Source organism: Pseudomonas lalucatii, from assembly GCF_018398425.1.
GTDB classification, from domain to species: Bacteria; Pseudomonadota; Gammaproteobacteria; order Pseudomonadales; family Pseudomonadaceae; genus Aquipseudomonas; species Aquipseudomonas lalucatii.
Genome location: NZ_JADPMV010000001.1, coordinates 1,637,609 through 1,652,945, shown reverse-complemented (window position 1 = coordinate 1,652,945; position 15,337 = coordinate 1,637,609). Strand labels below are relative to the sequence as shown.

The 15,337-nt window shown below is 68.9% G+C and carries 15 protein-coding genes; 10 read left to right on the top strand and 5 right to left on the bottom strand.

Annotated elements, in window-relative coordinates; translation table 11 throughout:
* Nucleotides 1-321: 321 nt before the first annotated feature.
* The gene (locus I0D00_RS07500; RefSeq protein ID WP_213640246.1) at nucleotides 322-1,308 is read left to right on the top strand and encodes a YeiH family protein; all 987 of its coding nucleotides are present in this window, start codon (nucleotides 322-324) and stop codon (nucleotides 1,306-1,308) included.
* Between the two features lie 103 nt (nucleotides 1,309-1,411).
* The gene (locus I0D00_RS07495) at nucleotides 1,412-2,179 is read left to right on the top strand and encodes a TSUP family transporter (RefSeq protein ID WP_213639111.1); all 768 of its coding nucleotides are present in this window, start codon (nucleotides 1,412-1,414) and stop codon (nucleotides 2,177-2,179) included.
* A 10-nt stretch (nucleotides 2,180-2,189) separates the two neighbouring features.
* On the opposite strand, the gene I0D00_RS07490 is transcribed toward I0D00_RS07495, so the two are convergent.
* Nucleotides 2,190-2,453 (bottom strand): YebG family protein, encoded by a 264-nt coding sequence (locus tag I0D00_RS07490; protein ID WP_213639110.1) that lies wholly within the window; start codon nucleotides 2,451-2,453, stop codon nucleotides 2,190-2,192.
* Between the two features lie 121 nt (nucleotides 2,454-2,574).
* Nucleotides 2,575-3,393 (bottom strand): substrate-binding periplasmic protein, encoded by an 819-nt coding sequence (locus tag I0D00_RS07485; RefSeq protein WP_213639109.1) that lies wholly within the window; start codon nucleotides 3,391-3,393, stop codon nucleotides 2,575-2,577.
* Nucleotides 3,394-3,536: 143 nt separating this feature from the next.
* Here I0D00_RS07485 and I0D00_RS07480 point away from each other — a divergent pair, with 143 nt between their 5' ends.
* Nucleotides 3,537-5,045, top strand: coding sequence for a sensor histidine kinase (locus I0D00_RS07480; RefSeq protein ID WP_213639108.1), 1,509 nt, complete (start codon nucleotides 3,537-3,539; stop codon nucleotides 5,043-5,045).
* Entirely contained in the window at nucleotides 5,042-6,610 is a 1,569-nt protein-coding gene (locus tag I0D00_RS07475; protein ID WP_213639107.1) for a DUF3369 domain-containing protein, read from the top strand. The genes I0D00_RS07480 and I0D00_RS07475 overlap by 4 nt, the downstream gene beginning before the upstream one ends.
* 93 nt (nucleotides 6,611-6,703) lie before the next feature.
* Here the strand turns inward: I0D00_RS07475 and I0D00_RS07470 are convergent, their stop codons facing one another.
* A complete protein-coding gene (locus I0D00_RS07470; RefSeq protein WP_213639106.1) occupies nucleotides 6,704-8,227 on the bottom strand; it encodes a fumarate hydratase in 1,524 nt (507 codons plus the stop codon).
* Nucleotides 8,228-8,464: 237 nt separating this feature from the next.
* Here I0D00_RS07470 and I0D00_RS07465 point away from each other — a divergent pair, with 237 nt between their 5' ends.
* The 3 genes from I0D00_RS07465 to I0D00_RS07455 are packed head-to-tail and all read left to right on the top strand — an operon-like array spanning nucleotide 8,465 to nucleotide 11,328.
* Complete coding sequence (locus I0D00_RS07465) at nucleotides 8,465-9,592, top strand: GGDEF domain-containing protein (RefSeq protein ID WP_213639105.1); 1,128 nt, start codon at nucleotides 8,465-8,467, stop codon at nucleotides 9,590-9,592.
* Nucleotides 9,585-10,523 carry an iron-sulfur-binding ferredoxin reductase gene (locus tag I0D00_RS07460; RefSeq protein WP_213639104.1) on the top strand — a complete coding sequence of 313 codons (939 nt, stop codon included), beginning with the start codon at nucleotides 9,585-9,587 and terminating at the stop codon, nucleotides 10,521-10,523. The genes I0D00_RS07465 and I0D00_RS07460 overlap by 8 nt, the downstream gene beginning before the upstream one ends.
* Before the next feature lie 31 nt (nucleotides 10,524-10,554).
* Nucleotides 10,555-11,328, top strand: a complete 774-nt coding sequence (locus tag I0D00_RS07455) for an enoyl-CoA hydratase (RefSeq protein ID WP_213639103.1) — start codon at nucleotides 10,555-10,557, stop codon at nucleotides 11,326-11,328.
* A 114-nt stretch (nucleotides 11,329-11,442) separates the two neighbouring features.
* Here the strand turns inward: I0D00_RS07455 and pyk are convergent, their stop codons facing one another.
* Nucleotides 11,443-12,894, bottom strand: coding sequence for a pyruvate kinase (pyk, locus tag I0D00_RS07450; protein WP_213639102.1), 1,452 nt, complete (start codon nucleotides 12,892-12,894; stop codon nucleotides 11,443-11,445).
* A gap of 55 nt (nucleotides 12,895-12,949) precedes the next feature.
* On the bottom strand, nucleotides 12,950-13,876 hold the full coding sequence (locus I0D00_RS07445) for a universal stress protein (RefSeq protein WP_213639101.1): 927 nt from the start codon (nucleotides 13,874-13,876) through the stop codon (nucleotides 12,950-12,952).
* A 146-nt stretch (nucleotides 13,877-14,022) separates the two neighbouring features.
* Between I0D00_RS07445 and I0D00_RS07440 the strand changes: the two genes are divergently transcribed.
* The 3 genes from I0D00_RS07440 to I0D00_RS07430 are packed head-to-tail and all read left to right on the top strand — an operon-like array spanning nucleotide 14,023 to nucleotide 15,290.
* On the top strand, nucleotides 14,023-14,397 hold the full coding sequence (locus tag I0D00_RS07440; protein ID WP_213639100.1) for a tetratricopeptide repeat protein: 375 nt from the start codon (nucleotides 14,023-14,025) through the stop codon (nucleotides 14,395-14,397).
* A gap of 53 nt (nucleotides 14,398-14,450) precedes the next feature.
* Complete coding sequence (locus I0D00_RS07435) at nucleotides 14,451-14,873, top strand: DUF4124 domain-containing protein (protein WP_213639099.1); 423 nt, start codon at nucleotides 14,451-14,453, stop codon at nucleotides 14,871-14,873.
* A 60-nt stretch (nucleotides 14,874-14,933) separates the two neighbouring features.
* Nucleotides 14,934-15,290: a PilZ domain-containing protein gene (locus I0D00_RS07430; RefSeq protein ID WP_213639098.1), complete on the top strand. Its 357-nt coding sequence runs from the start codon at nucleotides 14,934-14,936 to the stop codon at nucleotides 15,288-15,290.
* Nucleotides 15,291-15,337 lie beyond the last annotated feature (47 nt).

Genomic DNA, 15,337 nt, shown 5'->3' with positions numbered 1-15,337 from the left:
CTCTCCGGGTGATGGGCGGGCGCCCGCCGTCTCCCCACGCGGGGGCCTGTCGCGGGGCGTGCGCGCACCACTATAGGGGCCGGCCGCGGTGGCCCCGTAGCGCCAGCTGGCGCCTTCGTTCTGGGCCAAGCGCGCTCCGGCGGCTGGCCCCTACGACGCCCGCGGCGTGGCCCTAATGGGGGGTGGACGGTTTCTCTAGCATCGAGACTCCGAGTCTTAGCCTCTAAGGGTGTAGGTGCCGACATGACAATAAAACAACACCACACGATCCCGCCCAGCCACAGCCAGACCACGGATGCGGCGGTGCCGACGTCCTGGCTGATGTGCCGCCGACAGCGCCTCGCGCTGCTGCTGCCCGGGGTGATCGCCTCGGCCGTGGTCGCCGCCAGCGCGGCCTTCCTCTCCGAGCACTACGGCGCGCCGGTGATGCTGATGGCGCTGTTGCTGGGCATGGCCCTGGGCTTCCTCTCCGAGGAGGGCCGCGCGGTCGCCGGCATCCGCTTCACCTCCAGCACCATCCTGCGCATCGGCGTGGCCCTGCTCGGCATGCGCATCACCCTGGAGCAGATCCTCTCCCTGGGCAGCACCCTGATGGCGGTGGTGATCGGGGCGGTGTTCCTGACCATCAGCTTCGGCATCCTGCTCGCCCGTCTGCTCGGCCAGCCGCGCGACTTCGGCATTCTCAGCGGCGGCAGCGTGGGGATCTGCGGCGCATCGGCGGCGCTGGCCATCTCCGCGGTGCTGCCGCAGAACAAGGACAGCGAGCGCAACACCATCTTCACCGTGATCAGCGTCACCGCGCTGAGCACCATCGCGATGATCGCCTACCCGCCGATCGCCCAGTGGCTGGGCCTCGATGCCCAGCAGGCCGGGGTGTTCCTCGGCGCCACCATCCACGACGTGGCCCAGGTGGTCGGCGCCGGCTACAGCATGTCGGACGAAACCGGCGACAGCGCCACGGTGATCAAGCTGCTGCGCGTGGCCATGCTGGTGCCTATCGTCTTCAGCCTGTCGCTGCTGCTGCGCAAGAACGGCGAGGGGCCGCGGCCGGCCTTGCCGCTGCCGCTGTTCATCATCTTCTTCGTGGTCTTCGTGGCCATCAACAGCAGCGGCGTGGCCTCGGCGCAGGTGCAGGAATTCGCCGGCGACGTGTCGCGCTGGTGCCTGATCACCGCCATCGCCGCCCTGGGCATGAAGACCTCGCTGAAGTCGCTGCTGGAAGTCGGCTGGCGCCCGGCCACCCTGCTGGTCAGCGAGACGCTGTTCCTCGCGCTGCTGATCCTCGGCGCGGTGAACTGGCTGGGATGAGGCCGGCCACCGGCCGGCATGTCCAGCTGCGTGCCCATGGGCCGGCTGTGGCTGGCGCGGGCCCATAGGCGGGCCGGCCGAGGTGGCCGGCCAGGGAGGCGGGATGAGTGTGCAGGTGCATCTGTTGTTCCTCGGCTGCGTCGCCCTGGCGACCCTGGCGCAGGGCCTCACCGGCTTCGCCTTCGGCCTGATCCTGCTCGGCCTGGTCGCCAACCTGCAGGTGCTGCCGCTCGGCGAGGTGGCGGTGGTGATCAGCATCCTGACCCTGGGCAATGCCATGGGCACCCTGGGCGGGGACAGGCCGCAACTGGATCGCGGCGTGCTGATGCCGGTGTTGCTCAGCAGCCTGCTCGGGGTCAGCCTGGGTATCTGGGGCCTGGGCGCCCTGGGCGACCAGCAGATCGTCTGGCTGCGCCTGCTGCTCGGCGTGCTGATCGTCGTCGCCAGCCTGATGCTGGTGGTGCAGAGCAGACCCCGGGCGAAGCTGTCGGGGCAGCCCTCGTTCTGGCTGGCCGGCGGCCTGTGCGGGCTGCTCAACGGCCTGTTCTCCAGTGGCGGGCCGCCGATCGTCTATCACCTGTATCGCCAGCCCCTGGCCTACGAGGTGATCCGCAACACCCTGATCACGCTGTTCGCCGCCAATGCGGCGGCGCGCCTGGGGCTGGTCCTGGCGCAGGGGCAGTTGCATGCCGCCACCCTGTGGCTGAGCGCCGAGGCCTTGCCGCTGGTATTGCTGCTCAGCTGGCTGCTGCGCCGCTATCCGCCGCGCCTGTCCCTGCGGGGCGTACGCTGGCTGGTCTTCGCGCTGATGGCGCTGGCCGGCGTCGGCCTGATCGTCGATGCCTTGCCCGGCCTGCTGGCCGTCTATTAGAGGGTGGCGGCTACTGCGCGGCCTCGTCCTTGCCCAGCTCGCCCAGGGCGTCGGGCTGGTTCTTGAAGGCCTTGGCGAAGATCTCGCGGTGCTTCGCCATATAGATACCCAGCTCCTCGCCCTGCTGCTCGTTGAGCGAGGGCACGGCCTTCTGCAGCACCTCGGCGAGCAACTCGGCCAGTTCCAGCATCTTGTCGTGACGATCGGCTTCGGCCTTATCCATAAACAAACGCTCCAGGTCTCGACTGCTGCGGTACACCACTTCGACGGCCATTCATCACCTCTACGCCTTCACGCTGATAGGGTTGCTAGAAAACTGTTTATTTATACAGTAGTGGCGCAGTGTACTGCACGGGCGGCGTCCTGCAAAGCGTCGCGCGGCGGCCCGGCGGGGGTCATTGGGTGTGGCGCCGCACGATCCGCTCGATTTCCCCGGAGCGGTGCAGGCGCTGCAGGGCGGCGTCCAGTTGCCGGGCGAAGTCCTGTTTGAAGGGGAAGCGCTCGCCGGTCCGGTCGCTGAAGCCGACATGGCTGTTCTCCATGGAGATGGTCGGCCCCTCGACTATCGCGCCGGCGTTCGTGGTGCCGTACAGCCCGTCGCGGCGCATCTGCGCCAGCTCGGCGAGGACCGACAGGCGCTCGTTGAAATAGCAGTCGATGCGCCGGTGCAGCAGCTTCTGCAGGTTGGCGCGATTGCCCGGGGCATCCTCGATGCGGATCTGGCCGCGGCGCACGGCGCGCCAGAACGGCTGGTCCGCCGACAGGTAGCCCGGGTTGTTGCCGAAGCGCAGGCCGTGATAGTCCCGCGGCCAGCGTGGGCGCGGCCCTTCGGCGAACACCTCGCGGTGGCAGAACACCACCACCCGCTCCTGCAGGATGGGCCGCGAATAGGGCTTGATCCACGGCCGCTGCTGCGGGCGGTAGTAGGGCGGGACGACCGCCAGCGCCCGCCCGGCCTCGATCTCGGTCATCGCGCGCAGCCAGGGCATGGGCTCGATTTCCAGGCGATAGCCGCGCAGCAGCGGTTCGGCCGCGCGCAGTATCTCGACATAGATGCCGGCGGCCTGGCCTTCGCTCGAGCGGTAGGTGAACGGCGGATAGGCCTCGTCGATCAGCAGGGTGACCCGGGTCTCGGCATGGCTCGCCGCTGTCAGGGCCAGCAGCAGGGTCAGGGTCAACAGGCCGCTCAGGCGGCGCTTCAGGCATTCGATCATCGGCGTCATTCGCTTGCGCTGCCGGGGGCCGGAGTCGGCATGGGCCCGGTGGACTATCGTGGTAGGTAAGGCTTGCGCCTCGTCCATCCCGCACCGTCGCCCCGGTGCGGGTCGATCTCGCCGGTGAGCGGCGGGGGTAGGTGATGAGAAACAGTATAGGCTTCCGCCTCAATGCCCTGTTCGTCGTGCTGGTCACGGCGCTGCTCAGTTGTTCCGGGGCCCTGGCCTACTGGAGCATGCGCAGTCAGTTGCTCGAGCAGTACCAGCGCGACCGCGACAGCGTGCAGCAGCGCCTGCAGACCAACCTGGTCAATCCGCTGTGGAACTTCGACACCGCGACCCTGCAGGAAAACCTGGCCGCCGAGGTGAAGCCGCCGGTGCTGGGCATCGAGGTGCACAGCGAGCACGGCGAACGGCTGGCCTCCGCCGGCGTGCGGGAGCCCGCGCGCCGCCAGGGCGCCCGCTACGATCACCTGGAGTTTCCCCTGCGCAACCGCGGGCGGGACGAGCAGCAGGTGCTCGGCCGGGTGCAGGTACTGCTGTCGCGCCAGGCCATGCACGACACGCTGAACGAGCAGGTGTGGCGGCGCTTCCTGGAGATCCTCGCCCTCGACGTGCTGCTGGTCGCGGCGTTGTCGCTGAGCCTGCGCCTGCAGGTGCTCAAGCCCCTGGCGGCGCTGCGCGACGCCCTGCACCAGGCCGCCGAGCACCGTGGCCCGCCGGAGTCGCTGGTGCTGCCGGGTACCCGGCTCGACGAGTTCGGCGAGGTGCTCGGCGGTTTCAGGCGCATCGCCCAGCGCCTGGCCGAGGACCTGGAGGCCCGGCGGCAGGCCGAGAGCGACATCCGCGGCGCCTACGAGGAGCTGCAGCGCGCCCAGGCCACCCTGATCCAGGCGGAAAAGCTGGCGGCCCTCGGCGGTCTGGTGGCGGGCGTGGCCCATGAGATCAACACACCCCTGGGCATCACCCTGACCGGCGCCAGCGTGCTGGCCGAACAGACCCGGCGCTTTACCGCCCAGCTGGAGGCCGGGCGTCTGAAGAAGTCGGAGGTCGAGGGCTATCTGCGCAGCGCCGGGGAGGGCGTCGAGCTGATCCTGGCCAACGCCAACCGCGCGGCGCACCTGGTGCACAGCTTCAAGCAGGTGGCGGTGGACCAGACCAGCGAGGCGCGCCGCGAGTTCGACCTCGCCCGTTACCTGGACGAGGTGGTCGAGAGTCTGCGGCCGACCTACAAGCGCCTGCCGATCCAGGTGCGCAACGGCTGCCCGAAGGGCATCCAGCTGGACGGCTACCCCGGCGCGCTGGCCCAGGTGGTGACCAACCTGCTGGTCAACGCGGTGACCCATGCCTTCCCGGACGGGGCGGCGGGGCAGGTCCGGCTCGACGCCCGGGTCGACGGCGACTGGCTGGTGCTGTGCTTCGAGGACGACGGCCAGGGCATCGCCGCCGAGCATCTGCCGCACATCTTCGAGCCCTTTTTCACGACGAAACGCGGCGTCGGCGGCAGCGGTTTGGGCCTGCACGTGGTCTATAACCTTGTGACCCGGCGCCTGGGCGGCCAGATCCAGGTGGCGAGTACGGCGGGGCAGGGCACCTGCTTCACCCTGCGCATTCCGCGCATCGCCCCGCAGCCGCCAGAGGAGGCAACGTGAGCAAAGAACAGGCCTACGACGAGGACGACTGGCTGATCGACGACAGCGCCGAACCGGCGGTATTGCACTGTGAAATGCCGTGGCGGCTGCTGATCATCGACGATGAGCCGGATGTGCACCGGGTCACCCAGTTGGCCCTGCGCGACGTCGAGTACAAGGGGCGCAAGCTGGAGTTGCTCAGCGCCTATAGCGGCGCGGAGGGCTTCGCCCTGCTGCGCGACCAGCCGGATATCGCCCTGACCCTGCTCGACGTGGTGATGGAGACCGAGGATGCCGGCCTGCGCCTGGTGCAGCGGGTGCGCGAGGAACTGGGCAACTCGCTGGTGCGTATCGTCCTGCGCACCGGCCAGCCGGGGCAGGCGCCCGAGCAGGAGGTGATAGTCGCCTACGACATCAACGACTACAAAGCCAAGACCGAGCTGACCCTGCAGAAGCTCTACACCACGGTCATCTCCTCCCTGCGCGCCTACGAGAGCCTGGTGGCCATCGAGCGCAGCCGCCAGGGTCTGAGCAAGATCCTCGAGGGCTCGGCCAACCTCTACCAGATCCACTCGCTACGCGAGTTCGCCTCCGGCGTGCTGGCGCAGATCGGCGCCATCCTCGACGTCGGCACCCACGGCATCCTCTGCGTGCGCCGCGGCGCCGGCTCGGGCTCGGTCGCCCTGCAGGTGCTCGGCGCCACCGGCAGCTTCGCCGAGACGGCCCGGCACGACGAGCTGGATGAGGACCATCCGGCCTACCCGCTGATGCTGCGGGCCATAGAGACGCGCCAGAGCCTCTATGCCTATCCCAACGAGGTGCTCTACATCCCGACCCAGACCCGTCACGAGTTCCTCCTGTACTTCACCCCGCCCTGGCCGCTGACCGAGGTCGACAAGGACCTGCTGGAGGTGTTCTGCAGCCGCATCGCCTCGGCCTTCGACAACCTCCATCATCACCTGCAGATGACTCGCGCGCAGGAGGCGACTGTGGTGGCCCTGGCCGACCTGGCCGAGTACCGCGACTGCGACACCGGCGATCACGTGCTGCGCGTCGAACGCTGGACCGCGCGCACGGCCCGGCGCATGGCCGCGCGCGGCGACTACCCCGATCAGCTGACGCCGCGTTTCCTCGAGCTGGTCGGCATGGCCAGCATCCTCCACGACGTCGGCAAGGTCGCCACCCCCGACCTGGTGCTGTTCAAGCCCGGGGTGCATGACCAGGCGCAGCGCGAGGTGATGCGCCGCCACGCCAGCATCGGCGCGGCCATCCTGCAGCGTTCGGCGCGCATGGTGGAGGGGCAGAGCTACCTGTCGATCGGCGCGGAGATCGCCGGCGGCCACCACGAGCACTTCGATGGCAACGGCTACCCCCAGGGCCTGAAGGGCGAGGAGATTCCCCTCTCGGCGCGCATCGTCGCGGTGGTCGACGTGTTCGACGCGCTGATGCACCGGCGCCCCTACAAGGAGCCCTGGTCCCTGGCCGACTCGCTGGACTATATCCGTTCGCGCAGCGGCAAGCAGTTCGACCCGCGCGTGGTGGCGGCCTTCCTCGAGGAGGTGGAGCAGGAGTACGCCCAGGCCTAGGCACGCCCCACGGGCGGCGGCTTGGCCGGACGGCAGAAACGCTCAGCCCGGCACTGGGCCGGGCTGAGCGGGGTGGTGGTGGGCGTGGGCCGCTTACTTCACTTCCACCGCCAGGCTTTCGGCGATCTTCTTGTTCCAGATCGCCGGGCCGGTGATGTGCACCGACTCGCCGTTGGTGTCGACCGCCACGGTCACCGGCATGTCCTTGACCTCGAACTCGTAGATGGCTTCCATGCCCAGCTCGGCGAAGGCCAGCACCTTGGACTTCTTGATGGCCTGGGCCACCAGGTAGGCGGCGCCGCCGACGGCCATCAGGTACACGGCCTTGTTGTCCTTGATCGCCTCGATGGCGATGGGACCGCGCTCGGACTTGCCGATCATGCCGAGCAGGCCGGTGCTTTCGAGGATCTGCCGGGTGAACTTGTCCATCCGCGTGGCGGTGGTCGGGCCGGCCGGGCCGACCACTTCGTCGCCGACCGGATCGACCGGGCCGACGTAGTAGATGAAGCGGCCCTTGAGGTCCACCGGCAGTTGCTCGCCCTTGTTGAGCATGTCGACCATGCGCTTGTGCGCGGCGTCGCGGCCGGTGAGCATCTTGCCGTTGAGCAGCACGGTCTCGCCCGGCTGCCAGCTCTGCACCTCTTCCGGGGTGAGGGTGTCCAGGTTCACCCGGCGCGCGCTCGGCCCGGCTTCCCAGACGATGTCCGGGTAGGCGGACAGATCCGGCGCCTCCAGTTCGGCCGGGCCGCTGCCGTCCAGCACGAAGTGGGCGTGGCGGGTGGCGGCGCAGTTGGGGATCATGCACACCGGCAGGGACGCGGCATGGGTCGGGTAGTCCATGATCTTGACGTCGAGCACCGTGGTCAGGCCGCCCAGGCCCTGGGCGCCGATGCCCAGCTGGTTGACCTTGTCGAACAGCTCCAGGCGCAGCTCCTCGATACGGTTCTGCGGGCCGCGGGCCTTGAGCTCGTGGATGTCGATGGACTCCATCAGCACTTCCTTGGCCATCACCGCGGCTTTCTCCGCGGTGCCGCCGATGCCGATGCCGAGCATGCCCGGCGGGCACCAGCCGGCGCCCATGGTCGGCACGGTCTTGAGCACCCAGTCGACGATGGAGTCGGAGGGGTTGAGCATGGCCATCTTCGACTTGTTCTCCGAGCCGCCGCCCTTGGCCGCGACGTCCACCTCGACCTTGTCGCCGGGGACGATGGAGTAGTGGATCACCGCCGGCGTGTTGTCCTTGGTGTTCTTGCGCGCGCCTGCCGGGTCGGCCAGGATCGAGGCGCGCAGGACGTTCTCCGGCAGGTTGTAGGCGCGGCGCACGCCCTCGTTGATCATGTCGTCGACGCTCATGGTCGCGCCGTCCCAGCGCACGTCCATGCCGACGCGGATGAACACGGTGACGATGCCGGTGTCCTGGCAGATCGGCCGGTGACCGGTGGCGCACATGCGCGAGTTGATCAGGATCTGCGCCATGGAATCGCGCGCGGCCGGGGACTCCTCCTTGAGGTAGGCCTCGTGCATGGCCTGGATGAAGTCCACGGGGTGGTAGTAGGAGATGAACTGCAGGGCGTCGGCGACGCTCTGGATCAGGTCGTCTTGCTTGATCACGGTCATGCTGGGCGCTCCTTTGTAGGGCAGGAACTGCGAGGGGCGCCGGACCACGACCCGGCGCAGGCTTTCAAGGTAACTTGGCGCTTAAAAAAGGCGCGGCAGTATAGCGCGCAGCGCACGCAGGGGACACCCGAGCAGGGGCGAAGGCGGTCGCTGATCGCCCGCCGGGTGCTAGGCATTTGCCCGGTACAGGGGTAGAGTGACGGCCAGATGCCAGTATGGGATGGAGCCCATAAACCCATGAGCTCGAGCAGCCAGCGGGTCACTCAGCATAGGCTAAAAGGCTTGCTGCTAAAGCGCTTCGGCATGGCGGCGGCGACCTATGCGCTGATCGCCCTCGTGTGCGCGGTCGCGCTCCTCAACGACCTGTTGCCGCCCCCAGCCGGCACCGGCCTGCTGTTCGGCGGCCTGGTGGCGCTGAGTCAGCTGGGCTTCTTCATCCTGTTTCGTACCGGCAAGAACCTGCGTTTTCGCGACCCCAGTCTGACCGAGGCGCAGATACTGGTGGCCCTGGTCTGGCTGACGCTGTTGCTGGCGGCGTTCGACCAGGGGCGCGGCAGTCTGCTGGTGATCTACCCGCTGATCATGCTGTTCGGCGTGTTCCAGCTGCAGCCCAGGGTCTTCGTGCGCTGCGCGCTGCTGGCCTTCTTCGGATTCGCCGGCCTGAACCTGTTCGAGGCGTACAGCCTGCGCCTGGCCGACCCGGCGGTGGCGATCCTGCAGATCAGCGTCCTGGCGGTGGTACTGGTCTGGCTGAGCCTGTTCGCCAGTTATGTGCAGGCCCTGCGCCGGCGCATGCGCCAGCGACGCTTCGCCCTGCAGGCGCATCAGGACACCCTGCGCGGCATGATGCGCCAGCTGGAGGACCTGGCGGCGACGGACGAGCTGACCGGGCTGTTCAACCGCCGCCACTTCCTGCGCCTGGCCAGCCGCGCGCTGGAGGCCCTGGAGGGCGGGCGCCACCACGGCCTGGCGCTGATCGACCTGGACCATTTCAAGCGCATCAACGATGTCCATGGCCATGCCGCCGGGGACCGGGTACTGCAGACCTTCGCCACCGTCGCCCGGGCCTGCCTGCGCGACGGCGACATCCTCGCCCGCTACGGCGGCGAGGAGTTCGTGCTGTTGCTGCCCAACACCGACTGCGAGCAGTTCGCCGCCTGTTGCGAGCGCCTGCGCGATGCCTTCAGCCGGGCCGAGCCCATGGGTGTTAAGGTGGACGATCTGAGTCTGTCCGTCGGAATGACCCTGTTGACCCTGCACGATGATCTGGACGAGGCGCTGCACCGCGCCGATCAGGCGCTGTACCAGGCCAAGCGCAGCGGGCGCAACCGCTGCACGGCGGCCTGGGAGGCCGTCGATGCCTGAACTGCGGGTAGGCGAGCGCCGCCTGGCCGTCAGCCCTGCCTGCAACCTGCTGGATGCCTTGCTCGCGGGCGGTGTCGCCGTGCCCTACAGCTGCCGTGCGGGCAGCTGCCATGCCTGCCTGGTGCGCTGCCTGCACGGCGAGCCGCTGGATGCCAAGCCGGGGGCGCTCGATGCACGGAGCCGCGACCAGGGCTGGCGCCTGGCCTGTCAGTGCCGTGTCGTCGACGATCTGCAGCTCGAGGTGTTCGACCCCCTGCGCGACGGCCGGCCGGCCCGCATCGACAGCTGCGACTGGCTCAGCCCCAGCGTGCTGCGCCTGCGCCTGATCCCGCAGCGGCCGTTGCACTACCGCGCCGGCCAGCATCTGGTGTTGTGGACCGAGGCCGGGGTGGCCCGGCCCTATTCGCTGGCCAGCCTGCCCGGCGAGGACCCCTGGCTGGAGTTCCACCTGGACTGCCGGCAGAGCGGGGCCTTCAGCGACGCGGCGCGGACCATGCGGCCCGGCGACAGCCTGCGCCTGGGCGAGTTGCGCGGCGGCGCGCTGCATTACGACCCGGACTGGCAGGCCCGGCCGCTCTGGCTGCTGGCCGCCGGCACCGGCCTGGCGCCGCTCTACGGCATCCTGCGCGAGGCGCTGCGCCAGGAGCATCAGGGGGCCATTCGGGTCGTGCATCTGGCCCACGATGCCGCCGAGCATTACCTCGCCGAGAGCCTGGCCGCCCTGGCCGCCGCACACCCGCAGCTGCAGGTCGCCAACACCTGCGCGGCGCAGTTGCCCGCGGCTTTGGCCGAACTGCGCCTTGTCTCGCGCAGGACCCTGGCCTTACTCTGCGGCCAGCCCCACAGCGTCGATACCTTCGCGCGGCGCCTGTATCTGGCCGGTGTTCCGCGCAACCAGGTGTTCGCCGATCTGTTTCTGCCGCATGCGTGATGACCCCGGCGGCGCTGCCCGAGGAGGAGCGATGAGCGAACATGTGCTGGTCGAGCGCGAGCAAGGCTTGCTGACCCTGCGCCTCAACCGCCTGGACAAGAAGAATGCCCTGACCCGCGCCATGTACGGGCGGATGGCCGAGGTCCTGCAGCAGGCCGAGCGGGACGCCAGCGTGCGTGCCGTGCTGCTGACCGGAGGCGAGACCTGTTTCACCAGCGGCAACGACGTCGCCGACTTCATCCAGGCGCCGCCGAGCGGGCCCGACAGCGAGGTGTTCCGGTTCATGCGGGCGCTGTTCGATTTCAGCAAGCCGGTGGTGGCCGCGGTCAGCGGCCCGGCGGTGGGCATCGGCACCACCCTGCTGCTGCACTGCGACCTGGTCTACGTCAGCCGCGATGCCCTGCTGAAGATGCCCTTCGTCAACCTGGGGCTGTGCCCGGAGTTCGGCTCCAGCCTGATCCTGCCGCGGCTGCTGGGGCATGCCCGGGCGGCCGAGTTGCTGCTGCTGGGCGAGAGCTTCGGCGGCGAACAGGCGCTGGCCTGGGGCATTGCCAACCAGCTGCTGGACGACGGCGCGGCGACCCTGGCCAGGGCCCGCGAGATGGCCCTGGGCTTCCAGCGCCTGGCGCCCTCGGCGGTGCTGGACAGCAAGCGCCTGATGCGCGCGCCGGGCCGCGAGGAGCTGCGCCGGGTGATCGAGGAGGAGGGCGCCCTGTTCGGTCAGCGCCTGCGCTCCCCGGAAGCCATGGAGGCCCTGAGCGCCTTCATGCAGCGGCGTCCGGCGGATTTTTCCCAGTTCGTTTAAGCGCCAACCTGTCGGGGGCAGTGCGCTGTGCCCGCCGGCAGCTCCCATGGCCCCCTGCGCCGGACAAACGAAAAGGCCGCTCATCGAGCGGCCTTTGTCGTGTGGCGGCGGGTACTACACCAGCTTTTCGCCGACATGCAGCATCTTCATGCCGTTGGTGCCGCCGATGGTGTGGTAGCTGTCGCCCTTGGTCAGGATGACCCAGTCACCCGGCTCGACCACGCCGCGGCGCAGCAGTTCGTCGACCGCCGCCTGGCTGACCTGCTCCGGGGGCAGCGCGGCCGGGTCGAAGGGCACGGTGTAGACGCCGCGGAACAGCGCCGCCCGGGCCTGGGTGGCGCGGTGCGGGGAGAAGGCGAAGATCGGCACGCCGGAGCGGATCCGCGACATGATCAGCGGGGTGTAGCCACTCTCGGTCAGGGCGATGATCGCCTTGACCCCGGGGAAGTGGTTGGCGGTGTACATGGCCGCCAGGGCGATGCTCTCGTCGCAGCGGTTGAAGGTCTTGCCGACGCGGTGGCTGGACTGCTGGCTGGTGGGGTGCTTCTCCGCGCCGAGGCAGATGCGCGCCATGGCCTGCACCGCCTCTAGCGGGTAGGCGCCGGCGGCGCTTTCCGCCGAGAGCATCACCGCGTCGGTGTAGTCGAGCACGGCGTTGGCCACGTCGGAGACCTCGGCGCGGGTCGGCATGGGACTGTGGATCATCGACTCCATCATCTGCGTCGCGGTGATCACCGCCTTGTTGTGGCGGCGCGCGTGCAGGATGATCTTCTTCTGGATGCCGACCAGCTCGGCGTCGCCGATCTCCACGCCGAGGTCGCCGCGGGCGACCATCACCGCGTCGCTGGCGCGGATCAGGCCGTCGAGGGTCTCGTCGTCGGCCACCGCCTCGGCGCGCTCGATCTTGGCCACCAGCCAGGCGCTGCCGCCGGCCTCGTCGCGCAACTGGCGGGCGTATTCCATGTCCGCGGCATCGCGCGGGAAGGACACCGCAAGGTAGTCCAGTTCCATCTCCGCGGCCAGCTTGATGTCGGCCTTGTCCTTCTCGGTCAGCGCCGGCGCGGTCAGGCCGCCGCCGCGGCGGTTGATGCCCTTGTGGTCGGACAGCGGGCCGCCGATCAGCACCTCGCAGTGCAGGGCGTCGGCGGTGGCGCTGGTCACGCGCATGACCACCCGGCCATCGTCGAGCAGCAGCTCGTCGCCCACGCCGCAGTCCTTGACCAGGTCCGGGTAGTCGATGCCGACGATCGTCTGGCTGCCCTCGCTCAGCGGATGGCTGGTGGAGAAGGTGAAGCGGTCGCCGACCTTGAGCTCGATGCGCTTGCCGGCGAACTTGGCGATGCGGATCTTCGGTCCCTGCAGGTCGCCGAGCAGGGCGACGTGGCGACTGTGCTTGGCGGCCAGCTCGCGGACCAGCTGGGCGCGGGCCCTGTGCTCGTCCGGCGTGCCGTGGGAGAAGTTCAGGCGGGCCACATCGAGGCCGGCGAGGATGAGTTTTTCGAGGACTTCGGGCGAGTTGCTGGACGGGCCGAGGGTGGCGACGATTTTGGTACGACGAAAGGTCATGCGCAGACTCCTGAATTGAAGCTGGCCGGGAGGCTACTACGGCGCCCCCCTGTAGTCATCGTTCCTCTGCACTACCTTGCTCCTCGGGTTTCAGGATCAGCAGATCGCAGCTCACGCTCTCCAGGATGCGCTCGGCGGTATGGCCGATCAGCGCCGTGTCCAGATGGCCGCGGGCGATGGCGCCCAACAGCAGCAGGTCGATCTGCCGCTCGCCGACGAAGCGCGGCAGGACCTCCTCGGCGAAACCCTCGATCAGGTGGGTGTCGGGCAGGGCGATGGGGTAGTGGCCGAGCAGCTGCTCGAAGGCCTCGCGGTGTTGCGCTGCGCTGCGCTGCACATAGTCCTCGTAGTCGCTCACCAGCTCGGCGTCGAATACCAGGCTGCGCGGCAGTGGCGCGTGACAGTGCAGGTAATGGGCCTGCAGGCCGAGCTGTTCGCCCAGGCCGATGGCCGCACGGATCAGCTGGTGGTCCAGGGCCGCCGGTTTGTCGGCGCTGTGCAACGGATCGAGTGCGGCGCACAGCGTGCGTCCCTGCCACTCGCCGGGTTGCACCAGCCACAGCGGCACGGGGCAGTGGCGTACCAGCTGCCAACAGCTGTTGCTGTGCAGCAGGCGTTGCAACAGGTTGTCGTGGACCATGGACTTGAGCACCAGGTCCGGGCTCATCTCCGCCACTTTCTCCTCGATCAGGGCATGGGGCGGCTTGCCCCAGCGCACATCCAGGTGCAGCTCCAGGCCCTCGGCGCGCAGCGGCGCGACCAGTTCCTCCAGCCAGGTACCGCGTTGCTCGAGCAGCGCGGCGCGGGCCCTGGTCTGCAGGGCACTGTCGAAGAAGCGGCTGGCGTCCAGGGCGGCGCTGTATTCGACCAGCAGCAGGTACAGCTGCGCCTGGCACTTGTGCGCCAGCCACGCGGCGCGCTCCAGGGCCGGCTGGCGGGTTTGCTGGGGGTCTATGATGACCAGTAGCTGGCGCAGACGCATGGCTCCGAACCTCGCTGGGCGAAGCTGCCCGCGCGGGGCAGCGGCGTTTATCTCTATCAGCATAGCCCCACGTCGCGCCACGCCCGTGGGCGGGCCTGTAGATTTCCCGGCCGCGGTCGATACAGTGGGCAGTGGAGGAGTGGCCCATGCGAACCCTGTTGATCCTGAGTCTGGCGCTGAGCGCCGCCGGCTGTACCCGTTGGTCGCTCGACCATCACCTGAACAGCGCCTACCGTGCCTACGCGCAGGGCGAGTGCGAGCGGGTCATGCTCGAGCTGTCGCAAGCCGAGCGCAAGAGTCGCGCGCGCGGCTACCTGCAGCCGGAGATCTCCCTGCTGCGCGGCCAGTGCCTGGAACGGCAGAACCTGTTCGTCGACGCGGCGCAGACCTACCAGTTCATCGTCAGCCAGTATCCACGCAGCGAGTATGGCTTCCGTGCCAAGGCACGCCTGGAAACCTTGCGCCAGCTCGGTCACTATGACCGACCAGAGGCCGCCACGGCTGCGCCGGCCGGGCTCTAGCCGGCGGTGTGCCTGGCCGCGGTCGGGTCTGTGATTCGTCCAGGGAGGAAAACATGCGCACATGGCTTTGCCTGTTGCTGCTGCCGGGGCTGGCTGCGGCGGAGATCTATCGCTGGGTCGACGCCGACGGCCGGGTGCATTTCGGTCAGCGGCCAGCCGCGGCGGGGGCCGAGCAGGTCGAGGTCCGGCCGCAGGTGATCGAACGCGATGCCGCCACCCGCGAGCGGCTGGAGCGCACCGAGCGTTTCTACGATGCCCGCCGCCAGGAACAGGCCGATGCGGCCGCCTCCTCGGCCCAGCGCCAGGCCAAGCGTGACCAGGAGTGCGGCGAGTTGCGCCGGCGCCTGGCCCAGGTGCCGGAAGGGCTGCGCTATTACCGGAAGGAGGCGAATGGCGAGCGCAGCTACTACAGTGATGAGGAACTCGACGCCGCGCGCCGCCAGCTCCGCCAGCGCCTGGCCGAGCGCTGCACCTGAAGCGGGCTTAACGGCAGTAGTGCGGTCCTACTCAAGGGCCACCCAAGGCGACCCGCCACTATGCATGCCCAGCGCCATATCGAACGCCACCAGCTGCCCAGCTACCTGAAGGTGTTCAACCGTGTCACCGACAAGCCGATGGGTTACATCGGCAACGTGTCGCTGGACGGTCTGATGCTGATCAGCCAGCTGCCGCTGCTGGTGGGCGCGCGTTTCGATCTGCGGCTGAAGATTCCCGGGGTCGAAGGCGCGCGCTGCGTCGACTTCTCCGCCACCTGTCAGTGGTGCCGGGAGGATGTCACCCCAGGCTACTTCGACTCGGGTTTCGCCCTGGTGGCGCCGCCGGCCGAGTACGTCGAGATGGTCGATGCCTTGCGCCGCTACTTCAGCTTTCGCTCCCTGGCCGCCTCCACCTAGTGGCCTGTTTGGTTAATTCAGTTAGTCAACTTCGCCGCCTGAGGCCC

Coding starts and splice junctions, on each gene's coding strand:
- I0D00_RS07485 (WP_213639109.1), bottom strand. CDS start 3,393: ATGATCGAATGCCTGAAGCGCCGCCTGAGCGGCCTGTTGACCCTGACC.
- I0D00_RS07470 (WP_213639106.1), bottom strand. CDS start 8,227: ATGACCGTGATCAAGCAAGACGACCTGATCCAGAGCGTCGCCGACGCC.
- pyk (WP_213639102.1), bottom strand. CDS start 12,894: ATGACCTTTCGTCGTACCAAAATCGTCGCCACCCTCGGCCCGTCCAGC.
- I0D00_RS07490 (WP_213639110.1), bottom strand. CDS start 2,453: ATGGCCGTCGAAGTGGTGTACCGCAGCAGTCGAGACCTGGAGCGTTTG.
- I0D00_RS07430 (WP_213639098.1), top strand. CDS start 14,934: ATGCATGCCCAGCGCCATATCGAACGCCACCAGCTGCCCAGCTACCTG.
- I0D00_RS07445 (WP_213639101.1), bottom strand. CDS start 13,876: ATGCGTCTGCGCCAGCTACTGGTCATCATAGACCCCCAGCAAACCCGC.
- I0D00_RS07435 (WP_213639099.1), top strand. CDS start 14,451: ATGCGCACATGGCTTTGCCTGTTGCTGCTGCCGGGGCTGGCTGCGGCG.
- I0D00_RS07465 (WP_213639105.1), top strand. CDS start 8,465: ATGAGCTCGAGCAGCCAGCGGGTCACTCAGCATAGGCTAAAAGGCTTG.
- I0D00_RS07480 (WP_213639108.1), top strand. CDS start 3,537: ATGAGAAACAGTATAGGCTTCCGCCTCAATGCCCTGTTCGTCGTGCTG.
- I0D00_RS07500 (WP_213640246.1), top strand. CDS start 322: ATGTGCCGCCGACAGCGCCTCGCGCTGCTGCTGCCCGGGGTGATCGCC.
- I0D00_RS07440 (WP_213639100.1), top strand. CDS start 14,023: ATGCGAACCCTGTTGATCCTGAGTCTGGCGCTGAGCGCCGCCGGCTGT.
- I0D00_RS07495 (WP_213639111.1), top strand. CDS start 1,412: ATGAGTGTGCAGGTGCATCTGTTGTTCCTCGGCTGCGTCGCCCTGGCG.
- I0D00_RS07455 (WP_213639103.1), top strand. CDS start 10,555: ATGAGCGAACATGTGCTGGTCGAGCGCGAGCAAGGCTTGCTGACCCTG.
- I0D00_RS07460 (WP_213639104.1), top strand. CDS start 9,585: ATGCCTGAACTGCGGGTAGGCGAGCGCCGCCTGGCCGTCAGCCCTGCC.